General features: G+C 59.3%; 22 protein-coding genes and 1 pseudogene. 13 read left to right on the forward strand and 10 right to left on the reverse strand.

Features of this window, described 5'->3' with window-relative positions; translation table 11 throughout:
• Positions 1–250 precede the first annotated feature (250 nt).
• The 3 genes from FAZ97_RS33990 (at position 251) to FAZ97_RS34000 (ending at position 2,628) form a co-directional block, all read left to right on the forward strand.
• On the forward strand, positions 251–991 hold the full coding sequence (locus tag FAZ97_RS33990) for a 3-ketoacyl-ACP reductase (RefSeq protein WP_158763120.1): 741 nt from the start codon (positions 251–253) through the stop codon (positions 989–991).
• Positions 992–1,195: 204 nt separating this feature from the next.
• A complete protein-coding gene (locus FAZ97_RS33995; RefSeq protein WP_158763121.1) occupies positions 1,196–1,489 on the forward strand; it encodes a response regulator in 294 nt (97 codons plus the stop codon).
• Complete coding sequence (locus FAZ97_RS34000; protein WP_158763122.1) at positions 1,486–2,628, forward strand: sensor histidine kinase; 1,143 nt, start codon at positions 1,486–1,488, stop codon at positions 2,626–2,628. Before FAZ97_RS33995 ends, FAZ97_RS34000 begins: the two co-directional genes overlap by 4 nt.
• 457 nt (positions 2,629–3,085) lie before the next feature.
• On the opposite strand, the gene FAZ97_RS34005 is transcribed toward FAZ97_RS34000, so the two are convergent.
• On the reverse strand, positions 3,086–4,219 hold the full coding sequence (locus FAZ97_RS34005) for a helix-turn-helix transcriptional regulator (RefSeq protein ID WP_158763123.1): 1,134 nt from the start codon (positions 4,217–4,219) through the stop codon (positions 3,086–3,088).
• Positions 4,220–4,652: 433 nt separating this feature from the next.
• Between FAZ97_RS34005 and FAZ97_RS34010 the strand changes: the two genes are divergently transcribed.
• From FAZ97_RS34010 to FAZ97_RS34025, 4 genes are all read left to right on the forward strand, one after another.
• Positions 4,653–4,958 (forward strand): DUF4148 domain-containing protein, encoded by a 306-nt coding sequence (locus tag FAZ97_RS34010; RefSeq protein ID WP_158763124.1) that lies wholly within the window; start codon positions 4,653–4,655, stop codon positions 4,956–4,958.
• Between the two features lie 839 nt (positions 4,959–5,797).
• A complete protein-coding gene (locus FAZ97_RS34015; RefSeq protein ID WP_158763125.1) occupies positions 5,798–6,214 on the forward strand; it encodes a response regulator in 417 nt (138 codons plus the stop codon).
• Positions 6,215–6,389: 175 nt separating this feature from the next.
• Complete coding sequence (locus FAZ97_RS34020; RefSeq protein ID WP_158763126.1) at positions 6,390–6,593, forward strand: ribbon-helix-helix domain-containing protein; 204 nt, start codon at positions 6,390–6,392, stop codon at positions 6,591–6,593.
• Between the two features lie 89 nt (positions 6,594–6,682).
• On the forward strand, positions 6,683–10,495 hold the full coding sequence (locus FAZ97_RS34025; protein WP_158763127.1) for a chemotaxis protein CheB: 3,813 nt from the start codon (positions 6,683–6,685) through the stop codon (positions 10,493–10,495).
• Positions 10,496–10,816: 321 nt separating this feature from the next.
• Here the strand turns inward: FAZ97_RS34025 and FAZ97_RS34030 are convergent, their stop codons facing one another.
• Positions 10,817–11,254: a hypothetical protein gene (locus FAZ97_RS34030; RefSeq protein WP_158763128.1), complete on the reverse strand. Its 438-nt coding sequence runs from the start codon at positions 11,252–11,254 to the stop codon at positions 10,817–10,819.
• A 732-nt stretch (positions 11,255–11,986) separates the two neighbouring features.
• Between FAZ97_RS34030 and FAZ97_RS35305 the strand changes: the two genes are divergently transcribed.
• The gene (locus FAZ97_RS35305) at positions 11,987–12,184 is read left to right on the forward strand and encodes a DUF1254 domain-containing protein (RefSeq protein ID WP_233271955.1); all 198 of its coding nucleotides are present in this window, start codon (positions 11,987–11,989) and stop codon (positions 12,182–12,184) included.
• Positions 12,185–12,843: 659 nt separating this feature from the next.
• On the opposite strand, the gene FAZ97_RS35660 is transcribed toward FAZ97_RS35305, so the two are convergent.
• The 6 genes and pseudogenes from FAZ97_RS35660 to FAZ97_RS34060 all read right to left on the reverse strand — a co-directional run bounded on the left by FAZ97_RS35660 (position 12,844) and on the right by FAZ97_RS34060 (position 15,612).
• Positions 12,844–13,224, reverse strand: coding sequence for an EAL domain-containing protein (locus tag FAZ97_RS35660; protein ID WP_267904759.1), 381 nt, complete (start codon positions 13,222–13,224; stop codon positions 12,844–12,846).
• Positions 13,127–13,843, reverse strand: a complete 717-nt coding sequence (locus tag FAZ97_RS35665) for an EAL domain-containing protein (protein WP_267904767.1) — start codon at positions 13,841–13,843, stop codon at positions 13,127–13,129. The genes FAZ97_RS35660 and FAZ97_RS35665 overlap by 98 nt, the downstream gene beginning before the upstream one ends.
• Positions 13,844–13,894: 51 nt before the next feature.
• On the reverse strand, positions 13,895–14,110 hold the full coding sequence (locus tag FAZ97_RS34045) for a hypothetical protein (RefSeq protein WP_158763129.1): 216 nt from the start codon (positions 14,108–14,110) through the stop codon (positions 13,895–13,897).
• Between the two features lie 70 nt (positions 14,111–14,180).
• Positions 14,181–14,420, reverse strand: a complete 240-nt coding sequence (locus tag FAZ97_RS34050) for a hypothetical protein (RefSeq protein WP_158763130.1) — start codon at positions 14,418–14,420, stop codon at positions 14,181–14,183.
• A 625-nt stretch (positions 14,421–15,045) separates the two neighbouring features.
• Positions 15,046–15,361: pseudogene (locus tag FAZ97_RS35745) on the reverse strand (translation initiation factor IF-1).
• A gap of 14 nt (positions 15,362–15,375) precedes the next feature.
• Positions 15,376–15,612, reverse strand: coding sequence for a DUF4224 domain-containing protein (locus FAZ97_RS34060; RefSeq protein ID WP_267904768.1), 237 nt, complete (start codon positions 15,610–15,612; stop codon positions 15,376–15,378).
• A gap of 141 nt (positions 15,613–15,753) precedes the next feature.
• On the opposite strand from FAZ97_RS34060, the gene FAZ97_RS34065 reads away from it, so the two are divergent.
• From FAZ97_RS34065 to FAZ97_RS34075, 3 genes are all read left to right on the forward strand, one after another.
• Positions 15,754–15,990 carry a hypothetical protein gene (locus FAZ97_RS34065; RefSeq protein WP_158763132.1) on the forward strand — a complete coding sequence of 79 codons (237 nt, stop codon included), beginning with the start codon at positions 15,754–15,756 and terminating at the stop codon, positions 15,988–15,990.
• 1,170 nt (positions 15,991–17,160) lie between these two features.
• Positions 17,161–17,415 (forward strand): hypothetical protein, encoded by a 255-nt coding sequence (locus FAZ97_RS34070; protein WP_158763133.1) that lies wholly within the window; start codon positions 17,161–17,163, stop codon positions 17,413–17,415.
• 104 nt (positions 17,416–17,519) lie between these two features.
• Positions 17,520–17,753 carry a hypothetical protein gene (locus tag FAZ97_RS34075; protein ID WP_158763134.1) on the forward strand — a complete coding sequence of 78 codons (234 nt, stop codon included), beginning with the start codon at positions 17,520–17,522 and terminating at the stop codon, positions 17,751–17,753.
• A gap of 808 nt (positions 17,754–18,561) precedes the next feature.
• Here FAZ97_RS34075 and FAZ97_RS34080 read toward each other — a convergent pair.
• Positions 18,562–18,813, reverse strand: a complete 252-nt coding sequence (locus FAZ97_RS34080; RefSeq protein WP_158763401.1) for a DUF1488 family protein — start codon at positions 18,811–18,813, stop codon at positions 18,562–18,564.
• Between the two features lie 777 nt (positions 18,814–19,590).
• On the opposite strand from FAZ97_RS34080, the gene FAZ97_RS34085 reads away from it, so the two are divergent.
• Positions 19,591–20,613, forward strand: a complete 1,023-nt coding sequence (locus tag FAZ97_RS34085) for a S1 family peptidase (protein WP_325073257.1) — start codon at positions 19,591–19,593, stop codon at positions 20,611–20,613.
• 2,196 nt (positions 20,614–22,809) lie between these two features.
• Here the strand turns inward: FAZ97_RS34085 and FAZ97_RS34090 are convergent.
• Complete coding sequence (locus tag FAZ97_RS34090; RefSeq protein WP_158763136.1) at positions 22,810–23,283, reverse strand: PRC-barrel domain-containing protein; 474 nt, start codon at positions 23,281–23,283, stop codon at positions 22,810–22,812.
• A 218-nt stretch (positions 23,284–23,501) separates the two neighbouring features.
• Here FAZ97_RS34090 and FAZ97_RS34095 point away from each other — a divergent pair, with 218 nt between their 5' ends.
• A complete protein-coding gene (locus tag FAZ97_RS34095) occupies positions 23,502–23,840 on the forward strand; it encodes a response regulator (protein ID WP_233271956.1) in 339 nt (112 codons plus the stop codon).
• The last annotated feature ends 284 nt before the right edge of the window (positions 23,841–24,124 follow it).

Raw genomic sequence — 24,124 nt, forward strand, 5'->3', positions numbered from 1 at the left:
TAATTGTGTGCTTTTGCCCACGTCTAAGGGCGTGATCGCCTTGTGTCCCCCAAAAGACGCTGCTAGGCTTGTTCGGTCCGCCGGCGACATCGAGACAACGCCGGCACGCCCTGTCTTACGGAATGGTTGCGGCAGGCGTTTTCCTGTACGGGTATTTCCCCATCGCCCGGCTGGATGGCGCTCGTCAAACTGACTCCATCCTCCAGAGTCTTTCCCAACTCACCTACCCCCTAAAGCAAAAGGAGGATCTATGGCAAAGCGTATTGCCTACGTGACCGGCGGCATGGGCGGCATCGGAACGGCCATCTGCCAGCGTCTGCACAAGGATGGCTACACGGTGATCGCGGGCTGCGGTCCGAACTCGCAACGCAAAGCGCGCTGGATCGACGAGCAAAAGGCGCTGGGCTACGAGTTCGTCGCGTCGGAAGGCAACGTGGCCGACTGGGACTCCACGGCGGCCGCGTTCGAGAAGGTGAAGAAGGACGTTGGCGAGATCGACATTCTGGTCAACAACGCGGGCATCACGCGCGACGTCGTCTTTCGCAAGATGACGCACGAAGACTGGATCGCGGTGATCGACACCAACCTCACGAGCCTGTTCAACGTGACGAAGCAGGTGATCGACGGCATGATCGAGCGGGGCTTTGGGCGGGTGATCAACATTTCGTCGGTGAACGGGCAGAAAGGCCAGTTTGGTCAGACGAACTACTCCACGGCCAAGGCCGGCATTCACGGCTTCACCATGGCGCTCGCGCAGGAAGTGGCGACCAAGGGCGTGACGGTCAATACCGTTTCGCCGGGTTATATCGGCACGGACATGGTCAAGGCGGTGAAGCCCGAAGTGCTCTCGAAGATCGTCGACAGCATTCCGGTGCGGCGCCTCGGCGAGCCGCTGGAAATCGCCTCGATCGTGGCGTGGCTCGCGTCCGACGAATCGGGCTTCTCGACCGGCGCGGACTTCTCGCTCAATGGCGGTCTGCACATGAGTTGAGCGTCGCCGCAGCGGCTTGCGGTGTTTGTGAGCACAACGAAGTGATCTGGCGGGAGCGGCGTCGAGCCGGCTCCCGCTTCGCATTTGGGGCTGGCGGCTTGTGTGTCGTCTGGCTGAAAACGCGAAAGAAAAATGCGCCGGGAGCGGGCTCCCGGCGCCCAATTTCGACTCTGCGTGGTCCCCGACAGTGAGGGACAGGGCCCGGTGAGCGAAATACAGGAAGCGCTGTCCTTCGTCGAAAAGGTTAATGACATTGATGCTGCGATACTCGATGTGGATCTGCACGGGCAGAAGTCCTATCCCGTCGCGCAGGCGCTGGCTGCCAGACAGATCTGCTTCGTCTTTGCGACGGGCTATGGCGAAGAGGCGATTGACCAGGCATGTCGCTCGTACCCACCCCGCGTTCGTCCGGTAGCGGCCAGTCGCCAGTTTGCGCATCACATCGGTACGCGGCCCCCGGCATGGCACCACATTTACGGTTCGGAGACCCAGGCATGAGACTCTCAGACTTTATCTTGCGGGACATGGAGCCGATTGCGAAGCAATGGGAGGCATTCGCGGGCACGCTTCTACCGGCAGCGGGACATATGGAACCGTCGCACCTGCGCGAACAGGTGAAGGAGATGCTGCATGACGTGGCAATGGACCTGCGAACCTCACAAACCCGGGAAGCCCAACGCGAAAAATCAATGGGGCGCGGGACGGGTCTGATTGATCCGGACGAAGAGACTGCCGCGCAAAAGCACGGCGTTCTCAGGGCACAGGCGGGCTTCAGCGTGAACCAGATCGTCGCCGAGTACCGCGCTCTGCGCGCCGGCGTCCTGCGTCTGTGGATGGACGACTGCAAGTTCGAAGCGCCCGATCCGGGCGACGTTATCCGCTTCAATGAAGCGATCGACCATGCGCTTGCCGAATCGGTCACCGCGTTCAATGCGCAGATCGAGCAGAACCGGAACCTCCTGCTTGGCATGCTGGGGCACGACATGCGCAGCCCCCTGCAGGCGATCCAGGTCACCGCATCTTATCTGGCGGTCCTCAATGCAGGAGAGCAGGTATCGAAGGCCGCCGGGCGCCTGATACGCAGCGGAGCCCGGATGCAGGCATTGCTTGACGACCTCACGGAATTTAACCGGACCAGGCTTGGTCTCGGAATTAACGTGATAGCGACGAATGTCAACCTGGCAGATGTGCTAGCCGATGAGGTGGACGAGCTCCGCGCCATTCATCCCGACAGGCAGATTGATCTCGAGGTCAGTGGCGACTCGCAGGGAGATTGGGATGGTCCGCGTCTGCAGCAACTGCTGGGCAATCTTGTTCTCAATGCCATCAAGTATGGTGCACAGGACGCGCCCGTGCGCGTGACGGTAACTGGCGACACAACGCATGTCCGTATCGATGTCACCAACCGCGGAACGGCAATCGGAACCACGACGCTTGCACGCATCTTCGATCCGCTGATGCGAGGACCGGATCGTCAGGGTGATGACGAACGGGGCGGTAACCTCGGATTAGGGTTGTATATCGCAAGCGAAATCGCCCGGGCCCATGACGGGGCTATCGAAACGCGGTCCAGCGATACGGAGACGACCTTTTCAGTATCCCTGCCGCGGCGACGCGGAACTGAAGAAGGGCGCTGACGGTTCGCCGCAGTGCGTCGTGTTTGATGTGGAACACAAGCCACCCCTTTGCCGCCATAGGCCGCGACGTGCGTCCTGGCTGTCGTGTTGGTTGCGGACGTAGAACAGCCGCTCGAGTGGACGGCTCTATGCAACGGGCGAATGGTCGCAACAGGCCGGCTTTACTTATTCACGGAAACCGCCCGGGAAGTGCCTTCGGCGGTTTCATCGTCCGGTCTGTGGAGACTCGTCGACCGGGTGATGTAGGCCAGGACGCGTCGTTCGCCGTCAGCTCGGGAAGGTCAGCCAGCCGCCAGCCTTCTCAACGAAACCAGCCGATAGAGTTGCGCATTTCAATCGGAACGCTGCGGGCGTATCGCGATGACGGAGCTCGATGCGGGCCACCGCACATGCGCTAAGGCAGGACGCGAATCATGAACAGGACGCGGTGATATTTGTCGTAGCGGTGGCCTATGCCTCACGATGTATTCCCCAGTGAACTCGACACTTGTTCGATCAGGCGCACCAGATCAGCTTGACGTCGAGCTTCCGTTTTTTGGAAGACGTGATGCAAATGTGTCCGCACGGTCGACGGTTGAACATTGAGTAGTTCAGCGACCGCGTTCAGACTCGCGCCCTTGTGAATCTCGCACGCCACGCGTGCTTCAACGCGGGTCAAGTTATAGAGGGTTCGCAGCCGTTGTTCGGGACTGACCGGCACGTATTCCGGGTCAACGACAAGGATCAGGGCTGCAGGCTTTTGCGAAACGCCGATCGCCCAGCCAGTCTCCACGCTCAAGGGCGAAATGAGCACCTGATATGAGCGCTTCATCGACGGACGCGCCAGCGCGATTGCGCCGCCTGTTGGCCGGTCCGTTGCGACACCGCCGGCGTGTGCCACGAGCGCGTGAAGTTTGTTCGTCAGTGTTGTAGTCATCGCGAACAACCCGTGCTGCCCTGATCCGATCCCGTCGGCGGACGTCAGCATTTCTTCCGCGGCGCGATTGGCAAGCAGCACATGGCAGGTCTCATCGACGATCAGAACGCCATGGCTCAACGCGTCAAGCGCCGCACTGGCAGCATGCTCTACGACGCTGATCCCGCACAAACGCGAGTTCATTCTCATCGCCCGTTGAAAATGAGGGAGCAGTCCGGCCAGCAGGTCGAGATCCTTCTGCCCAAAATCTCCGTCACGCCGTCGCCGCGTCGCAACGAGCACGGCGACATTACGACCGTCCAGGGCAACGTTCGCGCCGACTGCGGTATTCATGCCCTGAGGGCGTGCCCAATCCTGAAAAAATTCACTGCGCTCGATTTCCGCCCTCGCGGTCACCATTGGATCGGTCAGAATGGTGCCAGATGGCCAGGTCCGTGCCGCTGCGAAGGGGTCCATCCGAACATAGTGTTCCTCATACGCTCGAACGAAGCGCGGGGCGGTCCCCGCCCAGCCGACCGATCTCAACCGCGCGGTCGCATGCCCGCGCCACAGATGCGCATGCATGACACCCAGAAACCCGACAAAGCTTTCGAGTGCCGTCGGCCACCGCTCGGGCTCCAGCCCTGCGTCGTATAGGGAAGCAATGACCGTTGAAAGCTGGCTGTCATACGACATCGCGACCTCCGCCGCTCCGATCGCGAATGCTGTCAGGTACCAGCCTCAAACCTGGCTTTCGTGACCATGCGAAAGCTTCGAGCTACGCATCGCTGGCCAATCTCCATCAGGTGATGGAGGTAAGCGGGCGCTCATAAAAATATAGTGAAAGTGTATTCCGCTTGCGGCTCTCTTCAACCCAGTCCTGCACGATTGAAGAGTGACCGATCTGGGCAAGACCACTCGATAGAGGAGGAAATAAACGGAGTAGAACGGCTAGTTTTGGCACGACTCGACCCGTGTTACTGGGAAGCGCCTGCGCTGCCGGGCTCAGTCAGTTAACGGCTCACGCTCTTGACCATCGCCTACGTTCCTGAACCTCTCTCGCGTAAGTCCGGTTTGTAGACAGATGGCGTGCTGTATCGTGCGTAGCAATCGTTGGAGGTAACTCAACATGAAACCCATTTGTAAAATATTAGGTATCCTTACAATAATGGCTGCTCCCATTGTCTCGTTTGCGCAATCGAACACGGACATGACCCGTGCGCAGGTCCGCGCCGAGCTCGTCCAGCTGGAACAAGCCGGCTATCACCCGGGCGACGGCGACAATACAACCTATCCAACTGAGATCCAGGCTGCAGAAGCGCGTGTGGCCAGGCAAAGCGGCTCGAGCAGTTACGGTGGGGTGGTTAGCGGCTCGTCAGCATCCGGCGCGCCCGCGGCGCGTGACGGCATGAAGCCGATTTACTTCGGTCAGTAAGTCATTGCGTCAACGAAACGTCTTGCATGGTCTCGCGGGCGCGCCGCCCGCGGAACGTGCACCATCATCTAACGGAGGCGGACATGAGCAGACTGAAGCGAATTTTCCTGACCCTTCTCGCGGTAAGCTTCGTGTGCGCTGCCGGAACCTATGTACGCCCGACACACGCGCTCCCTCCGGATCCCTGCCGCTCTGGTTGCGGATAGTGAACCACCCTGCGTTGGCATCTGACACATCAAGTTCAACTCTGAAATTGCAGCGCATCCGGGCCATTGACTGGTTGATGGTCCAATGACCACAAGGGGGGGCGTGTTAGTTCGCTAATGCAGGTGGCTGACGTTTGACTGCTCGATGCCGCCATCGTCAGCAATCCGCGGCATTGCTGACGTACAACTCAACCCGCTCCAGTGCCGGCAATGGCCGAACTGCCCGTCTAGTCCGTCCGTCAGGTTCCGGAGTATTGCTGCCGTTGCAACGGCAGGCTTCCCCGCTTGCCAAACGACACGTTGTGGCCGAACCGGGAAGTAGGGGGCGACGATCCGGGTATCGGAGGCGCCATGACCTTGAACTTCCGTAGGCGACCCTCAAGAGCCACTCGGCGCGGTTCGCGTTGAATGGCCGCTTCCAGAGCAGTGACAGCCCGTTGAACGAGGGTGTCAGTACGTCGGCGGAGTTGGGCGGAATTCGCCGGCTCGTACGGCAATTTTTTCAGCGGAGACATCTCGGGCGAGCGCGATGCAGCGCCCCAGACTGATTTCGCTTTTATGTACGTCCATCGCTCCCCTGGCATACGCCGTGCGCTTCAGAGAGCAACCTAATGTCGTTAGCGAGGAACTGACATGGCTCGCTGCGGCATATGGACAAACCGATCGGTCAAATTTGCCGGGAATATTCCGGCCGTGTTGGTCGTCGACGATAACGAGTCGTTAGGAGGCGCTCTGACTGCCGTGCTGGGACAGAGCGCCATGGACGCGCGCTTCGTGGCAAGCGGAATCCAGGCGATGGAGTGCACCCGTCACTGGGTGCCGGACGTCATTGTGCTAGACATCAACATGCCGCGGCATGACGGCTTCTCGACAGCACGTGTACTCAGGCGGCTCTCGCCCACGCACGGTGCGGTCATCCTGGCTTTCACCGCACTCGATGAACACGAGGTCCAGGCCAGGGGTGTGCCGGCTGGCTTTGATGGATATTGCCAGAAGGGAGGGACGCCAGATGACCTTATAGGGATGATCCATGCGATGACCCACACATGACGGGCCGCTTAAACGCGCTGCTGCGCCGGAGATTAATCGGTTCGAATCAAGGTGATTGACAGGGCTATAATCTGGGCAAGTGGCAATTTGCGGGGCGACGGTTGAAGGGCGCGCATCGGTCCCAGCGGATTGCACCTTGCGTCCTTGTCAATGTCGGCAAACTGAGGGGAGCGCCATGCCCGATGCGACTACACGTGTGCTTACCGCGCACGTCCCGCTACCCCTGGCAGAAAAGGTCGATCGACTTGCCGCACGTCTTGACCGCTCGCGTGGCTGGATCATTCGTCAGGCTCTCGCCGCCTGGATCGAAGAGGAAGAAGCTCGCAGCAGCCGGTCCCTTGAAGTGCCGGGAAGTGCCGACGCCCGGCGCGAAGCCTGAGAAGCCGCGAGACGCGTCAGTAGACCCACTATCGCTTGAGATAAACGCGCTCACATGTGGCAATCGTTCCGCACGAGCAACGGCCAGACATGTATGGCATCACTGGAGACGACGTGACCCAATCTGCGAAAGCGTCGGACGAATCGACGTCGCCAACCTTTCCGCTGGTCGGAATTGGCGCTTCCGCGGGCGGCCTCGAGGCGATCTCCGAACTCATGGCGGACATTCCAGTTGCCAGTGGCATGGCATTTCTGGTGGTGCAGCATCTGGATCCATCCCGTCACAGCATTCTTCCCGAGATCCTGGCCAGGCGCGTATCCATGCCGGTTGTTGAAGCCGCCGACGGCATGGATATTGAGGTCAACCACCTGTACGTCATTCCCGCGAACGCGAGCATGTCGGTTGCACAGCGCCGCATCCGGCTGCGCCCGAGAGACGCGACGCTCGGGCCACCCATGCCCGTCGATGACCTGCTGGATTCCCTCGCGATGGATCAAGGTTCCAACGCCATCGGCGTGGTGCTGTCGGGCAGCGGTTCGGACGGCGCCCTGGGGTTGCAGGCAATCCAGCGGGAAGGTGGCATTACGTTTGCCCAGGACGAGGGGACAGCGCACTTCAACAGCATGCCGCGCGCGGCAATCAGCAAGGGATGCGTCGATCGCGTGCTTGCCCCGCGTGATATCGCGAAGGAAATCATCGCAATCGGGCGCCACCCCTACCTGAGGTCAGTGCCTGCCGCCGCAACAGGCACGTCGTCCGAGCCTGCCGAAACGAGTCTGCGCGCGATATTCCGCCTGCTCCGGCAGGCCTGCAACATTGATTTCAGCCGCTACAAGAATGGCACTGTCCAGCGCAGGCTCGCGCGCCGCATGGCGTTACGGCAGGTCACATCGGTGGCAGACTACGTCACCGTGCTGGCGTCCGACCCGGCCGAAACGCTCGCGCTGGGACGGGATCTGCTCATTCAGGTGACGGAGTTCTTCAGGGATCCTGAAACATTCGAAGTCCTGACCCAGACAGTCTTTCCGCGCCTCGTTGCCGGCAAGGAACCCACCGACCCGTTCAGGATCTGGGTGCCCGGCTGTGCGACCGGCGAGGAGGTCTACTCCATCGCGATCTGCCTCATCGAGTACCTCGGTGAACATGCGGCAACCACGACGGTGCAGATCTTCGGTACCGATATCAGCGCGGAGGCGCTCGAAGTAGCGCGCACAGGCCGGTACATCGAGAACATCGCCCGCAATGTGTCGCCGGAACGGCTGGAACGGTTCTTTGTGCGCGAGGGCGAGTATTACTGCATCGATAAGCAGGTCAGGGATCTGTGCACGTTTTCGCGCCACGATGTGCTGAGCGATCCGCCATTTTCGAGGATGGACCTCGTGAGCTGCCGGAACCTGCTGATCTACCTGAGTGGCCAGGCGCAGCGAAATGTCATGCCGCTCTTTCATTACGCGTTGAAACTCGACGGCGTGCTGATGCTTGGGCCCTCGGAGACGGTCGGCGCTTTCTCCGAACTCTTTGGTGTCATCGAAAACCGGCGCAGCAGACTGTACAGCAAGAAGCCACGGCTGGGACCGCCGGCGCAGGTGCGCCTGCATTCGACGCGGGCCGTGCCAGCTGTCCCTGCAGAAAGCGCACGGGAGAGCCGGTCCGAGCCGCGCGAAGCGTCGTCACTTCAATCCGAAGTCGACCGCATTACGCTTGCGCGGTATGCGCCATCTTCGGTGCTCTGTGACGACGACCTGAACATCGTCGAATATCGCGGTGATACCTCAGCCTGGCTGGTCAATCCCAGCGGCCCGCCCACCAGCAACCTCCAGCGTCTTGCGCGGCCCGAGGTTTATCTGGCCGTCAGCGAAGGCGTCAGGAAGGTCCGGCAGGACGGTGTGGTGGTGCGCACGACGGGATTGCGCACGTCGGGAACGAACGGGCCGCAGACGGCGAGCGTTGAAGTCCATCCGGTCCAGATGGCAGGCATCGAGGGTCGCTGGTTCCTGATTTTTTTCGAGAGCGGGGCCAGGGATGCGGACGGTCCGGGCGGCCAGGTGCCCCTCAAGGCGCTGTTGCGGCAGGCGATCGCTCAACGGCTGGGGCGCCGGGCTGCCGCGCAGCATCCTGATCCCAGGGACGAGGAAATTGCGCGCCTGATGACCGAACTGGGTACGATGCGCACGCAGATCCGAACCATGCTCGAGGAGCACGAAAGCGCGCGGGAGGAGCTCAAATCCAGTGAGGAAGAACTGCTCTCGAGCAACGAGGAATTCCAGAGCACCAACGAAGAACTCGAAACCGCCAAGGAAGAGCTTCAGTCGCTGAACGAGGAACTGTCGACCACCAACGACGAGTTGCGGTACCGCAATCACGAACTCAGGGTGCTGCACGACGAAGTCGCACTTGCGCGCGACTATGCCGACGCAATCATCGACACGATGGCAGAGCCGCTGCTCGTGCTGGAATCCGACCTGCGCGTGACGCGGGCCAACCATGCGTTCTATAAGACCTTCCAGACGAGCGCCGAGGATACGATCGGTGCGCTGCTTTATACGCTGGGCAACGGACAGTGGAATATCCCGGGTCTGCGTGACCTGCTCGAGGAGGTCCTGCCTGAGCAGACTGTCGTCCGGGATTTCCAGATCACGCATGATTTCCCGCGCATTGGCGTGCGTACGATGCGACTGAACGGCGCCCGTGTGGTGGGCCGGGGCCAGGCGCGGATCCTGCTGACCATCGAAGACACGACCGAGCATCGACTCGCGGTGCAACGACTGGAAACGGCCGATCACCAGAAGGACGATTTTCTTGCAATGCTCGCGCACGAACTGCGCAACCCGCTTGCGGCGATTGCCAACGCAGTCGAGGTCTGGGGGCACGAGAATATCGACCCGGAAACACAACGGCAGGCAAGGGCACTTGCGAGGCGCCAGCTTGATCACGAGATCGGTCTGGTTGACGACCTCCTGGATGTGTCACGCATTACACGCGGCATCATCAAGCTCAATGTGCAGCCCGTCAATCTCGTGGAAATCGTGCAGCACGGCGTGGCTGCGATGCGTGCAGAGATCGACGCACGCGGGCACGACGTCACGCTCGTCTTGCCGCGAGAGGTCCTGGCAGTCGAGGGCGATGCCATTCGCCTCGAGCAGATCGTGACCAATCTCCTCAGCAATGCCGTCAAATACACCCCCCCAGATGGCACCATCGAGGTCGCGCTCGTGCGCGATGGTGATGAGGCCGTGCTGACGGTCGCCGACAACGGCATTGGCATGGCCGCGGACTTTCTGCCGACCATCTTCACCCTCTTCGTGCAGGCGGAGCGCTCGCTGGATCGCACGTCTGCGGGGTTGGGGCTGGGTCTCGCGCTCGTACGTAAGCTGGTCGGACTGCATCATGGGACCGTTCAGGCCTCCAGCGCCGGTCCTGGCCGGGGCAGCACGCTCGTTGTCCGGCTTCCGGCGCCATCGCATATCAGTGCGCCGCTAACGTCGATTCCCGAGGCGCCGCGGGAGCGCCCAGTCGTCGCGACACAAAGAATTCTGGTCGTTGACGATAATCCTGATGCGGGCGAGAGCACCGCGATGGTACTCAAGCTCGACGGGCACGAGGTGAAAGTCGCCTCGAACGGGCCTTCCGCCTTGAAATGCGCGATGGATTTTCAGCCAGATTTCATCGTGCTCGACATCGGGTTGCCTGAGATGGATGGTTACGAAGTCGCGCGCCGGTTGCGTGCGATGCCCCGTTTCGCGGATACCTTGCTGATCGCGGTGAGTGGCTACGCGGGAGAAGAGTATCGCGAACGCGCGAAGCAGGCGGGGTTCAATCATTATCTGGTTAAGCCGGCCGGCCTGGCTCATTTGAACCAGTTGATCGCATCATCACGTAGCGCTGGACCGGCCTATCGATAGCGATGTCTCGGAATCTTGTCTATCTGCACAAATCCATGAGTCAGCGTCCCCTCGATAAAAGAAACCGCCGGAGCAGCGAGTCTTCCTGGACAGGAACTTGGCGAACGACCGCTGTCCGACGTCAGTCTGCCGTTTCGATGACCGAGCTGATCCGTGAGCGAGGGGCTGCAACTGGCCGGCTTGCTGGCTTATACGGGTGCCTGTAGTCGACCCGAGACAGCCAGTCGTGAACAAGTCCATTCATGGCCGGTTTCCGGTGTTGAACCGCCATTTCTTTCTGAACAGGCCTCTCAAACCTTTCTGGGCTAGTTATCTTCGAAATCAGGAGAGCAAACGCCGCAACAACGCGTGTCGTCTGTCGGGGATGCGGTACATCCGTCTCAATGAGTCGATTTCGGACAGGACTAGCCCGACGCAGCCGGCAACGTCTTCACGGAAGTTGCTGAAGCGCCAGTTACATCCAACCTCATCGGGCTCCTGCCATTGAACCTTGGCAAACCATAACCCCTCGCAATGAGTTCGCCCCCTGACAGCGGCTGCCAAAAGCTCGTCAATGTCGGTCTTTGAACGAACGAAGGTCCCGTCGCTCCTGGGCTCAAGGTTGAGGAAGGCGCCAAGGTCTTTTTCAGCTTCGTCGCGCGTGGCGAACGACACAGCTGAATCCCTCACGCTCAACGGCGCGGGTGTCATGGAGCCGAACGACACTAGCCACTTATAGCGCCCGCTCGCTTCGACAATATCCCACGATGCTGCGTCCATGTTTTCTCCCAGCTGCAGGATTGATCCGACGAACCATCTTGTGAGGATTTCGTCACTTCATTCGCGATTTCATGAACTCTATCCTGGCTCGACGGCGCCGACTGCTTGTAGGCATCCCTGGCAGTGCGCGTTGGAGCCCGTGGATCGCGGACCTCTCTTCTTCCCTGCAACGCGCGTGATATTGCCCCAAAGGGTAACGTCGTTGCCCTTTACCCTAATGGCCAGTTGTTTGGAATTATCTGATTCTTTCAAGACTGTGTACTTGCAACGAGATTCCTGGCGCATAACGGGCTGTCCGCACCCTCAGAGGGCATAACGATGACATTTTCACGTAGAGACTTTCACCGCGTAAGCATGGCAGTAGTCGCAGGCTTTGCAGCCGGCGGAAACAGCCTGAACGTCGTAGCCGACGAGGCGCCAGAAGCCTCTGGCGTCGGGAGCGGGGAGTCCCATGGAGCCGCTGGGCGGCCAACCTCCTGCGGGCGCGACTGTCTCGATCAAGGACTTTGACTACCAGATCAAATATCAGCGCGCGTTCGAAGCGGTTCTCTGGAACATGCCCGCAATCGCCATCTACAGCTTCCGGCGGGCGGCCTTCGACAATCTGGGTGTCAAGGACAACGACATCATCTCCTATTCAGCGCCGGCGACGCCGAAGCTTGAAGCAATCACAGCCAATAGCACGACGCCATACATCACGGCATTTACCGATCTGCGAAAAGGGCCCGTTGTGTGCTGGAGGTCCCCACCGCCGGTGCCGACGGGAGCGTCTACGGACAGGTCGTCGATGCCTGGCAGTTCACGATCGCGGACGTTGGGCCTTCAGGGCTCGACAAGGGCAAAGGTGCGAAATTTCTTTTCACTGCGCCGGGCTACAAGGGCTCCGTTCCCAAGGGCTATCTCCATGTCGCCTCGCCCAACTTCCGCTGACAGTCGGAAAAAGCTGGGACATTCGTCATATCAGGCACTGGACCTCAGGATGGAATCAGGTCGTCAGCGCGCACGCGACAGTCGAGGCGTTCGAGAGCGTGCAAGTGAGCGCCGGATCCTTCAACGCCTACAAAATAGGGGTCCACGGACTGAACAAAGGGAAGCTCGGCGGTTCCGCGTCGAGATTCGATATCACGTACTGGTATGCGCCCAGCGCAAAAAGAATCGTGAAATACGTGTATCAGTGGACCAACTATCTCCATCTGGAAAACTACACCTACGAGCTGACTGCGTATTCTCTTGCGCCTTGATTGTCTCAGTGCTTTTCCTGTTCGGGTTGATCTGTCAACCCGATTGGAAACTGAGCCGCCTTTTGCCTTTTGCCTTTTGGCGATTCTATTGCACGGGTTGCCGTCGCCAGGTCGCGTCGACGGGTTGTTGCGCCGGCAATCAAAGGCATGTCTTCCCGGTCATCACGCAGCTGGACGTCCTCGCCACCTGCACCCCGCAAACACCGCCTTCCGGCGCGTTACCCCAGTCACCAGGGTCGACAGCTGCGCGCGCGTTTGCCGGGCCGCACGGGGTCTGCCGTGTCGAGGGTCACCGCGCATCCGGCATTTTTTCCTTAGCGGATGGTCAGTGATCTACGCTACCGATGCCTATATTGCCGGCATGGTGTCCGCACTACGCGATGCACGGTTCTTGCCAACCCATTTGGCAAGGTCGCTCGCTGACATCGCCTTCGCGCAATACCAGCCCTGTGCGTAATGCACGCCTTTCCCGCGGAGCCACTGCGCCTGACGCTCAGACTCGACGCCTGCCGCGACGATCTCTACGCCCAGTTCCTGAGCCATCGCGATGATGTGGGGCGCGACGATGCCCGAGGCCGTATCCTGTGCAATCGTGTCGACAAACGACTTGTCAATCTTCAGCACGTGGACCTTAAAGGTTTGCAGATAGGAGAGACTCGAGTAGCCGGTCCCAAAGTCGTCGATGTAGATTGGATGGCGCCGCGGCGCGGAATGCCGCAACGACTCCACGCGTGGTATCGGCGTTCATGAAACTGCGCTCAGTTGCCTCAATCCGGATCTGCCTGGGCGTGATGCCGGTTCCCGTGAGTGACTTCGTGAGCAGATTCAGGAACCGGAAAGTGCACAGATCCTCGCTGCTCACGTTGATCGAGACGTAGAACGAGGGATTCGCGGCCAGAAGCCGGCCGAGTTGCGCGAGGGTGTTCTCGAGTACGAGGTCTGTCAAAGGCTGGATGAGATGGTCTTCCTCGGCGATCCGTACAAACACCTCGGGCGAGATGGTGCGACCGTTCAGCGTCCAGCGCACCAATGCTTTCACGCCCTCGCATTCATTGTCAGCAAGCCGGACGATGGGCTGAAAGACGACATAAAGCCTGCGTCGCGAAATGGCCCATTCGAGTGTTGAGGTAACCGACAGCTGCCGCGTGACACACCGAAGTTTGTCACTTCCTGCCTGACGCGGTCGAGAAGAGCGCCGCACACAGACAAGATAGTCGAAGCGCTTGCCGTACTGATCGGTCCGGAAAAATGGAGCGCCCTCGTAGCGCACGTCCTGCCCCAGCATGTTGAGAGCTGTGATGCGGGCTTGCTCAGCGGTGCTTTGCTTCGCGCGGCTGATGAAGCCCATCGGTTTCAAAGCTGTCCACACCGTCCTCGCCCTTCGATGCCGTGAGTCCCCTCAGCCAAAGCGCGCGTCCAGCCACTCCTGCGCCCAGTTCTTCGCATAGGCAATGGCGTCCTCGCGCCCCTCGAAGCCCGCAAGATCTCCACTTGAATGAATGTCGTACTCGCTCCCATCCTCACGGCAGGAGCTGATACGGGCATGGGCCATGTACTCGCCGTCAGCCCTGCGTGGTGTCGGGTCAATGATGATTCGGGTCGAATTGAAGTGCATTATCTTTCCTTGCCCGGCTGCCGCGCGGTCATGCTCGTTGCGGAGCATTTGGTCGATGAGTAGGGCCGGGTTACGCGTTCAGAAGGGCCATGATCTGGCCGGCCTCACGGTCCGAATCACAGCTGGTCATGCCGTCCTTCAGTAGTAGTGCGCGAATTGACACAAACATCAGATAGGCATTCGTGTCGACCTCGAGACGACCGTCGTGGATGACATCTTCCAGCTCGGCCCGGGCCCCCAACGGCAGAAACCGGTCGACAATGCCGGAACCGTCGCGCCGAATCCACTTCAACAGGTCAGTCCTGTCCATATCCAACTCCAATGTGATTTGCGTGCCTTGCCGCAAGCGTGAGTCGATGCGTTTCGGCCTGGAACGACGCGCGAATCACAACTCCTGATCAAGGATGTTCGTGTCCAGGGAGCACGTATCGATGAGATGCTCCGCATAGGCAGTCGAAGCACGCGACGTGTCTCCGGCATCTGGAAGGGCCTGGTCGCCGCAAGTCTGAATACGCGGCCGCGCGGCACCCCTGGGCAAGCTTGCCGGCTCCTGCATACACGCAGCGGCGTCGAACCTTTGTCGTAGTTATGCCCACCCTCGGGGGCGCGGCGGCACGATGCGGACAGACTAGAGAGTAAGCCTCGAGCCCAAAAGGCGGGAACTGGTTGGCATCGGGAAACCTTTGAGGCCGCAACACCACGCGGCGTAACAGGGAAGTGGGTGTCAACGACCGAAATCGGTCTCCACACGATCGGCCGCGTTGTTCTACCCGCGATGAACGTGGACAACCCGATTCCGGTGGAAAAGGAGGCCGGGAAGGCACCGGGAACGGGCGTGGAACTGTCAACGGCTTCATGCTACGCCCATTGCGGGGTTTGTACAGCGAAAGTTTTCTGACTTCCGCCGCGCACGCGGACAGGGGGAGGTGAGCCGGCTATGCGCATCCGCGTAGCTGGCGCGCGCGAGGCCATCGCCGACATTCGCATCTCGCCCGTCGACGACGGGGAAATGCGGCCCTTCGCGTTGCGCCGCCGTTCCGCTCGTCCTTGTGTCGAAAATTGATTCTTCCCTACATCAGGTCATACATTGAGAGTTCCAGCGTTACCGCAATGCCCGCACGGATAAAAATGTGATGCTTGCGCGGACGGCCTGACGTGCATGTGATCTACGGCTACACCATGATCTGGCGTGACTCGATAGTGACTGTCCGGCGGCACTTCGGCAACGATACCCGTCGAGGTTCCAGCGATTCTTTATTTACAAGTCAGGTATCCTGATTAATTGATGGGGCATCGGTGCACGATGCCACGCCGGTGAAGGAAGCCGCGAGCGTCGATCGACAAGCGCTCGCACGATAGTGGGACGCACGCGGTTGGGTGGGGCCGCGCGAGACGATGATGCGACCATCGGCGCGCACCTTGTGCTCGATCCCCATGCTGCGCGGTTCTTGCGAACTGCGTTGGACGCGCCTCATCAGCTCGACGAGTTCTTCGCGCGTCAGGAGCGTCGATCCAAATCATGGATTTCCCTCCTGCTGGTTCCCGTCGAAGGCGTCGATGGAGGTGCGGTTACCTTTTCCCGTCATTTCTCTGTACTTAGGCACTGGAGGAGCGCATGATGGGACTCCAACAGGGAGCCGTGCATGCCACACCACATCCACCGGATTGCGCTGTATCAAGGCTATGAGACCGATGTCGCAGTCCGGGAAGTCAATGGCAACGACTTCATCATCTCCAGCCAGCGAGTTCGAAAGCGAGACGGCGGCACATGGGCGCTTGTCTTCGTCGAGAACGCAGGTGGCTACTTCGCTAGTTCCGAAGCCGCTTTTCAGGCCGCGAACGCCACGGTTCGAGCGCGGATCGACGAGTGGCTTGTTTAGCATCACGTGCCAGCGCGCTGCGTATCGTGTCTGCTTTATACACGCTGTCATCTGCGGAAGTGCAGTTACCTTCGACGTGCCATTGCGCGCACAACGTTCATTCAAAGGCATATAAGAAATTGGATTAAAAGGGTTGTTCCGTAGTCAAGCGAAAGGGTCAAACTGCGCTGGCGCTCCGTTCGTCCGCATCGCCCGAAGCTCGCCTGACTCAATCGGTTGGGGTCCAGGCGGCTGCTTTCTGCCAAGCGCTTTGTCGACGGCTTTCATGCGGGTGCCTTCAAGCTGGCCGCGTAGTCTACGCAGCGCGTTTCCGCGTACGGCAGGATGTTGCGGTCCGTCCTGCTCAATGTTTCGGTGTCGATCTGATGGCTCATGCCCACTTCGCTGATTGAAGTATGTGCTGTGGTATCTGTCGAACCGCGAAACACTGCTGGAGGGGCGCATGGGCCGCGACCGCTTTCGTCTTGGTGACTTTGAATACGGAACGCGCGCTGACTACATTGAGTCGACGCAGTGCTTCTCGACCCAGCTCATTGCATGCTCACGCGCTAACGTCAAAGCTTGGTCCTCATCGACGAAGTTCTCATCCACGCACAGGTCATAGACATCGTCTTCAAATGAACCGTCTGACGCAGGAACGAAGATTCGCGCGTTCGCGACAATTCTCCCGGCATCGATGCTTGCGCACGTGCTGATCAGGTAAGACTGAAAAATGAATCGCATGCCAGCTCCGGTAGCTTGTGTCGCATGACAAAAATTGGTGCGCAATTGTTGTGCCTGGCTCGGACAAACTCGCCGATGGAGAAGAAAAGGGAGGGCTTATGTGGCTCATAAGCGATGACCTCCGAATGTGCTTCCGCGTGATGCTGGCAACACTCGATGAGCGGCGTGCCTGGCATCGCGTGTCTCCGGCCGCCGGATCACCAATGCACTGCCCGTAGGCAAGGGGCGAATGACGGAACTCCTGAGCAAGCCTACGTGCCGGCACTTGCGGAGTGGCCGCGCGGCTTTCCAGCCGCGCCATGCGACCCGTGTACGACGTAGTCTTACGTCTGCTTGATAAGCGTTTGCATATATGCCTTGTGACCGACCGCGACTAGGCGCACCATGTGTTTGGGAATCGTACTTTCGATCTCGCGATGGTGTTCCCAGCGGTAGATGGGAGAATTTATGGAAACGCGCCTCGACACCTTTAATGGCTGGCAAATGACAGCATCCGTCGAAAGTAGGCCAACGACAGGTAAATCGCGCTACTACATCGTGCCGCCCCTGGCCTACAAAGAATCTTCGAAGGCAAAACTGGTTCGTCCGGCGAGATTCCGCTACACCAGCGCATCGTTCGAAAATGCGGATGATGCGTTCGAGGTTGCATTCGGGGTTTGCAAGCGTGCCATCATGGGCGCGATCACAGCGCGCAGTCTGTAAAGCTTCAACTAGCGCGGTAGTATCGATAGATCCCCCCAATTCGATAGCTCATACAGGTGGAACTCGATATACGCCATCGCTTCACCATTGACGTGGACACAGCCATGAATCGAGTGATCCCCTACCGCGGCTTCGAGATTCGCGTGGCGTTGACTCTGGTTGCCGAGGATCTGTACAGCGTGACATTCCAGATCACGGGCCACAATATCAGTCGCACCGGCCTGGAGGGTGCAATTATTCCAGTCCGCCATGGTCCCTTCACCCAGCGCTGGGCATACCTCACTGCGGAAATCGCAGGTCAGGCTGCCGTTGATGTGCTCATTGGTCCCGAATCGTGATCCGGCCGTCCCGCGGTTATCCTGGTTAGAGACCGGTTCGATTGATCGCGATGGTGTCTCTCGAGACAGGCGCTTGAACCGTAACGTTGATTGATCAATACGCCAGCGACGGCTATGGCGAAAAGCAGTTACAGACACTACGCGAACCGTCGACGTTCACGAGGACAGCGACGGTGTGCGGTATTGGCGGTACACGATCGATGGGTACCATTGCTCGGAGCGTTTCCGGCCCACCGAGTGAATGAACCATCGCGACTAGCGCCCTCAATGGTATGGACAGACCTCTGCATTACGCTCGCATATATGCCTTGTGACCGGCCGGGATTAGGCGCACCATGGGTTTGGAAATCGTACTTTCGATCTCGCGATGGTCTTCCAAACTCTCGAGGGGAGGATCTATGGAAACACGCCTCGACACATTTAATGGTTGGCAAATGAGGGCAACGGTCGCAAGCAGACTCACCTCGAAGGGCGAGGCAAAATACTACATCGTAGAGCCCGTGACCTACAAGGAGTTCTCGGTGAGCGGCCCGCTGAATCAAGCGGTGGGGGCAAACGACGCCGGCCCGTTTGATAGCTCTGATGAGGCTTTCAGGACTGCCTTTAGAGGCTGCAGGCGTGCCATCGAGCATGTGATCAGATTTCGGAATCGGCGAAGTTCCAAGTAAATGCTGGTGCCGATGGAAAGCTGACCCGAAGGGTGCCTTGGTCGACCAGGAGTGTTCGATTCGTGTAATGGCGATATACGCTTCTAGCATATTTTGAGGCGCCGTGGATGATGTCCCCTGGTTCTTGTAGACCCGATCACTCACGAAATCGTGTACCTGTTCTGGGGGCCACCGTTATAGAGGGATCGCGCGAGCGCCAGAATCCTGTCGCGGTTGTGGTCGAAGGTTGCAAGCATCGATGGCTCGTCAGAAATCACCTCGGGGTTCAGCTTCATGAGCATCGCATTGTCAACCAGAAAAGCAATCTCACGAGCTTTGTCGTAGCCCCAGAAGCACACGCAGCGTCTGGAAGCGTCGTAGATTCGACTAGGATTGGGAAAGTTGAGCATCATTCCGCCTTTCTTCAATCTACCCTCCGGGACGGATCCTACTGAGTGACTAATCGAATGCCTGCTATGGTGACGAGGAAACGTGGGCCCTGATATCGAACTGGCGCCCGAGGTACATAGCCCATATCGAGCATGCGCTTATTGCCGCAGCGATACAAGTGGAATCACGAAAGCGCCGTTTCGTCATATCGGACCATGCGAATGTCGACGCTCGCTACAAGCCTGAGATTCAGTGCACCGGATTGATGGGCATGAATTTCGTGTGCAGGCAGGCTTGTATGATTAGAAATCCAGAATATTGAATGAAAGATTATCGTGTGCGACGCACGTCATCGCATTGAACGTTCCCAGTGAAGTGGCTACAGAGTCATGGACGGAAAGGAACAAGGATCACGGTCGAATGAACGTAACTGGGCGAGCGTTACGCGTCATGGCAAGGGATCAGGCGGAATCTGCTTCATTTGGCCTTAATGAGAGGACACTGCTGGCGCATGCCTATGCGCGTGCCACGATACCCAGTTCGCCACTGTTACCAGAAATGTCTTGACCGTACCGCGCGTCGTGCGTAGCTTGGACCAGGAACTTAGGAATCTGACTGCTGCTCATCAATAATCGCCCCCGGCGGTATTCGTTGTCCTCTCTCTTCCCTGACTGTTCAGTGCCGCCGCGTCTGCGGCCCCGCATTTCGCGTCGTGACAGTGCCAGTGAACTGCGGCGCTAGTGACGCGCGCGATTGCTTTCGTAGCGCATGCCGATATCACTGGAAAGGCAGGGATGACTATGGCCACGATCGAACTCTATTGCAGTCCGAACGGTGATAAATGGCTGTTTTGCGACGGCGGAAGTAAGTCCGCTGTCGTCAGGCACGTGCCAAACGCCGCGTCTGGCGGAGCCGTCACCGACGAGGCCGTCGAAGCGTTTCTCGCAGCGGGGAGATCGGGGCCAAAGGGGCCGCAATACGATGCATTGGAGGAACTGCTCACCCGAACTGCGGCCGGCCAAATCCCGTGCGATACCTTACCGACGTCACCTCCTGCAAACACTGCCGGCATCGTGCACAAACCCGCTGCTGAAGCACTTCTGCTGAGTGCAGCCCGCGTGCGCACGTTTGCGCAACTGCGTCACATGACGAACGCGAGCGGCTTCTTTTTCACCCGCAACGATTGCCTCTTTCTCGTTACAAGCCGCCACGTTTTGATTGACTCGCCCAGCGAGCATTTTCCGGATCGCATCGAGGTGGAACTCCACGTCGATCGAGACAACCTCGGCGCGTCGACCTGGTTTTCCCTGCCTCTGTATTCGGGGGGGAAGGGTCTTTGGCGTCAGGCGTCGGACGACGGTGGCGACGTCGACGTCGCGGTGCTGGAAGTCTCGAAAGACCGTCTGCCGCCGAGCGCCGTCTTCGACGCCTTCGGTCCGGAACATCTTCCGAAGCCGGGCCACACGATGCCCGTTGGCGCTTCCGTGCTGATCGTTGGATTTCCGCTGGGCTTTCACGATTCCCTGCATCATCTGCCCATCGTCAGGCAGGGCGCCATTGCGTCGGCGTTTGGACTGCGGTTCGAAGGCAAGGGTTGTTTCATCACCGACGCGCGAACACACCGCGGCACGAGCGGCGCGCCTGTGGTGACGGGCGCCGCAACGATGCACGCGGACGGCGCGGCGTCATCGCTCCCGTGGATACTGCTTGGCATTCACTCGTCGACCGTCGACATGGGAACACACAATGGAAACCTCGATGAGAGCCTGGGTCTCAACCACGCGTGGTATTCAGACGTTCTGTTGACGCTAACGGCCAATTAGCCGGGTGGTAGCGCGAAGCTGGCGCGCCGGTGGGTAAATCCTGGACAGGCGAGACGGTAAGATCAGGGACTAGCTTGCGCTACTGGACTCAGGTTTCGTGTCGGCCACGAGGCGCCGTATCACGCTCGCGGCGGTTGGGCGATTTCGTCCTTCCAGTATTTGCGCCAGCAACTCCATAAACACGGCGAGATCGTTACTTCCGTGCCGACCACAAAATTCCCTCACAACGTCGAGGACGGCGGCTCGCTCGCTGGTGACGGACAGTGTGCTTGCGATGTATGAACCACCGCGCGCCAGTTCGGCCATATAAAGCTGGCGACATGCGGCGCTAGCCACCCCCTTCGAATTTGCTTTCCTCAATTCCATTGTTTGCCCCCTTTACTCTGGTCGCTGCGCCCGGGCGTGGGCGCGGACTGTGTGTGAGCGAATCGCTCATCCTGTTCTTACGGAGAAGGACAAGCATCTGGCCGCTACAGCTCCCTTGTTGTCACGGCCGGCGCAGAAGGGGACGCGGCTTGGGGGGAGCGGATCCACTCGTATCACGTCAGGCGCGCTCATGACAGGTACCGTGCAGGCGTTCGACCGGAGGTGGCGTCACGCCAGCTTGTGGTTGTTTCGCAGCGCGGTACGCTTATTCAAATATCCGATCTTCTAATCTTGCTGCGTGGAGCGATGAAACGAGGCGCCCCTCGGGACTCTGCCGGGAGTACGCACAGGAAGCCGGTTATTTCTTTTTTTCTGGCTTGCTGGTTACAGTGGTTTTCAACGGTGTCGGCCCCGTTCCTGCTACAGCAGGGGACAGCAATTTTTTGGGTTGCTTGGGCTTCTTTGCCTCCCGATTACCACGCAGTTGACTCTTTGCCATCATATTTCTCCTGTTTATTCAGTCGCGTAAGCAGCCGCATGTCCTCATTCTCGGCTTATCGGGGAACATTGTCGCGATTTATTTTGCGAGGAGACAACGTGAGTGGATTGATCCGGTACCTCCAGACACACTTCACGCCAAAGTCGATACTTGGGGGCTGAGTGAGAACTAGTTGCTGGTACAGACATATCGCCACTTGCTGGCGTTGACATCAAGGCGGGCATCACTATCACGGCGCTTCTGGGCTCGCTCGTTTTCGGCACTCTCGCGGGCAGCGACGCGTGCCTTCTGCGTGCTGGCAAAGTCACTCGGAGTGACAGGGGAAGCCGAATACACTTTTGGTCGTCCGCGCATGTTGATTCCATAACAAGATAAAAAGAGATCCGCGATTGCGTGCGTACTTCGGCACCCGTTAGCACGCACCAAATATCGGGTCGTCATCACGGCGTAACCCAAGCTTGCACCCCTGCAGATCGCGGGGTGTCGCCGGGTCTGGTTAGCCATCGAAATCGTCCCGATTCGGCCGATTTTTGGAGGAACGTCTCAACCGTCCAGCACTCAATTAATGTGCGGCGAACGCCAATCGGGTGGCGCAAGAAATTAACCGCTCCATTCTGCTGTCGGGATCGTCATAGTGCTCTTTGGGAGGCCGCGGTAGCCGAAGGACTTGCACGACGTCGATGCGGAGCTGGTGACTCCGAACACACCGACTGCTATGAGCCTGCGCTCTTTACTCCAGAAAAGCAAGTGCAATCGCCAAAGCTAACAGGTGATTTTCCGAGGGGCACTGCACGTCGGCTGCATACGGGGCGTTTCGGATGGATTGCACGGCGGCGCCCAGCAAATTACGACGGGCACGGGGTCGCCACCTCCGATTGCGGGAATCCGGATGCTTGTGGTTGCGATCGGTTTGGACCAAATCGGCGCAACCTCCCCGATTGCCAGGCCGTTGAACGCGCAACACGAATGGTGTCGAACAAATGATCCTATTGAAAGTGACAAAGAGAATCCAGGCGGCCGAATCAACTGTGATTGCGCACGTGACCTCAAAGGCGTCGCTCCCGGGGCAACGCAGAAATCGGCGTTATACGCCGGTAAATAATTTCAAAGCGTCAAGGTGATTTACCGGCAGAAGGATATTGCCTGCCCGATGTTGTCGATTACGGATGAACGCGTTCGAGCCGGCGCGTTTGCACGTGAAGTATTGGAAGCGGGCCAGCGGATCGGCGGCGCGAGAGTCGCCAGTGCTGGAGTGAATGAAAAGAGCACCGTGTGAACCGGTGCTCCTGATGGTCCGAAAAGCAGCTGAGAGGGAAGTGACAAGGCCTGGGCTAGTGGTCCATCGGGTCGCGGGGAGGAATGGCGCGGTCCTCGGGCAAGCCGGTGGCAGACCAGTATGGGCGGCGGTGGTAGTAATCGTGCAGCTGGGTTCCCCACGATACGTCGGTCATCGACGGCCAGTGGTCCTTGTCGAAACCCGGATCGTTCTTGATCGCCTGCGCCGGCAGGTCTACCCGGAAGCACTTTTCGACCGTGTCCAGCGTCAGCGCGGTCCACGGAATCGCATGGAGCGTGTTGCCCATGCCGAGAAAGCCCCCTTCTGAGAGAACCGCATAGGCGACGTGGCCGCTACGCACATCGAGCATGATGTCGGAGATCTTGCCGATATGCTCATTGTCAGCCGAGATGACCTTGTTGCCGTCGAGGGTGGCCGCAGCCATGATTTCCGGGCCAGGACCGGCGCCCACACCACCGCCCGTGATCTGGGCGCCCATGCCGGGTGATTGAGGATTGAAGGTAGTCATTGCGTTACTCCTTGGGGTGAGTGAAGACGTAAGCGCATTTGCCATGCCGTGAGCCCTGCGTGGACCGTGGAAAGAAACGCCAGGTCTGGGAGGCGATCTCCTCTAGATTGACCGGGAATCCGAAATGCGCTGGAAGGGCAGTGAGGCAGTTCAGGACGCCGCCGACCGGCACGTCGATGTACTGCCAGACAAGGACAGCCTTGGCGAATGTACTAATCGTGGATGACGACCAGCGGCTCCTCGAGGCCAATGCCGCATTCCTGGCGTCGGCGGGTCATACGGTCAGGTGTGCCGGGGATGGCGAACACGCCCTGCGTCTGGCGCGGGCGGAGAGGATCGATATCGTCCTCACGGACTATACGATGCCCGTGATGGACGGCCTGCAACTGGCACGTGCCATCGATCTGGATCCCGTACTGTCGGCTATTCCCGTCGTGCTTGTTTCCGCGGTCGCGACGCCCCCAGCTCGATCTTCCATCCGTGCCAGTCTGCGCAAGCCCTTTGCGGGCGCACGGTTACTGGAACTGACTGCACGCTTCGCGCTACGCCGATCTTGAGAGTTTTCATCAGAACGGTTAGCGCACCAACTCAATCGGGCGGCGGTCGCCGGATCAGTTTCGACAGATGCGTGAGAAGCTCATCCAGGATGAGCGGGCGTTATCGGGTGCCTGAACGATGATGCGGCCATCGCGACGCCGACGCGGTGTTCGGAAGCGTCTTGTGTAGTATCAGGCATGAAATCGGGAACGAGCCTGGCTTCAGGCGTGCGTTTCTGAAGTCGGCGAAGGAGAACGCGAAGGTAAGCGGTCGACTCTCGCGGTCCGGCAGAAGTCGCGTTCTG

The sequence above is a fragment of the Paraburkholderia acidiphila genome (assembly GCF_009789655.1).
Classification (GTDB): Bacteria; Pseudomonadota; Gammaproteobacteria; order Burkholderiales; family Burkholderiaceae; genus Paraburkholderia; species Paraburkholderia acidiphila.

Bases quoted from the DNA above. Each gene is read 5' to 3' on its own strand.
- FAZ97_RS33990 (WP_158763120.1), top strand. From the start codon at position 251: ATGGCAAAGCGTATTGCCTACGTGACCGGCGGCATGGGCGGCATCGGA.
- FAZ97_RS34000 (WP_158763122.1), top strand. From the start codon at position 1,486: ATGAGACTCTCAGACTTTATCTTGCGGGACATGGAGCCGATTGCGAAG.
- FAZ97_RS34005 (WP_158763123.1), bottom strand. From the start codon at position 4,219: ATGTCGTATGACAGCCAGCTTTCAACGGTCATTGCTTCCCTATACGAC.
- FAZ97_RS34010 (WP_158763124.1), top strand. From the start codon at position 4,653: ATGAAACCCATTTGTAAAATATTAGGTATCCTTACAATAATGGCTGCT.
- FAZ97_RS34015 (WP_158763125.1), top strand. From the start codon at position 5,798: ATGGCTCGCTGCGGCATATGGACAAACCGATCGGTCAAATTTGCCGGG.
- FAZ97_RS34020 (WP_158763126.1), top strand. From the start codon at position 6,390: ATGCCCGATGCGACTACACGTGTGCTTACCGCGCACGTCCCGCTACCC.
- FAZ97_RS34025 (WP_158763127.1), top strand. From the start codon at position 6,683: ATGTATGGCATCACTGGAGACGACGTGACCCAATCTGCGAAAGCGTCG.
- FAZ97_RS34030 (WP_158763128.1), bottom strand. From the start codon at position 11,254: ATGGACGCAGCATCGTGGGATATTGTCGAAGCGAGCGGGCGCTATAAG.
- FAZ97_RS35665 (WP_267904767.1), bottom strand. From the start codon at position 13,843: ATGGGCTTCATCAGCCGCGCGAAGCAAAGCACCGCTGAGCAAGCCCGC.
- FAZ97_RS34045 (WP_158763129.1), bottom strand. From the start codon at position 14,110: ATGCACTTCAATTCGACCCGAATCATCATTGACCCGACACCACGCAGG.
- FAZ97_RS34050 (WP_158763130.1), bottom strand. From the start codon at position 14,420: ATGGACAGGACTGACCTGTTGAAGTGGATTCGGCGCGACGGTTCCGGC.
- FAZ97_RS34065 (WP_158763132.1), top strand. From the start codon at position 15,754: ATGCCACACCACATCCACCGGATTGCGCTGTATCAAGGCTATGAGACC.
- FAZ97_RS34070 (WP_158763133.1), top strand. From the start codon at position 17,161: ATGGAAACGCGCCTCGACACCTTTAATGGCTGGCAAATGACAGCATCC.
- FAZ97_RS34075 (WP_158763134.1), top strand. From the start codon at position 17,520: ATGAATCGAGTGATCCCCTACCGCGGCTTCGAGATTCGCGTGGCGTTG.
- FAZ97_RS34080 (WP_158763401.1), bottom strand. From the start codon at position 18,813: ATGATGCTCAACTTTCCCAATCCTAGTCGAATCTACGACGCTTCCAGA.
- FAZ97_RS34085 (WP_325073257.1), top strand. From the start codon at position 19,591: ATGGCCACGATCGAACTCTATTGCAGTCCGAACGGTGATAAATGGCTG.
- FAZ97_RS34090 (WP_158763136.1), bottom strand. From the start codon at position 23,283: ATGACTACCTTCAATCCTCAATCACCCGGCATGGGCGCCCAGATCACG.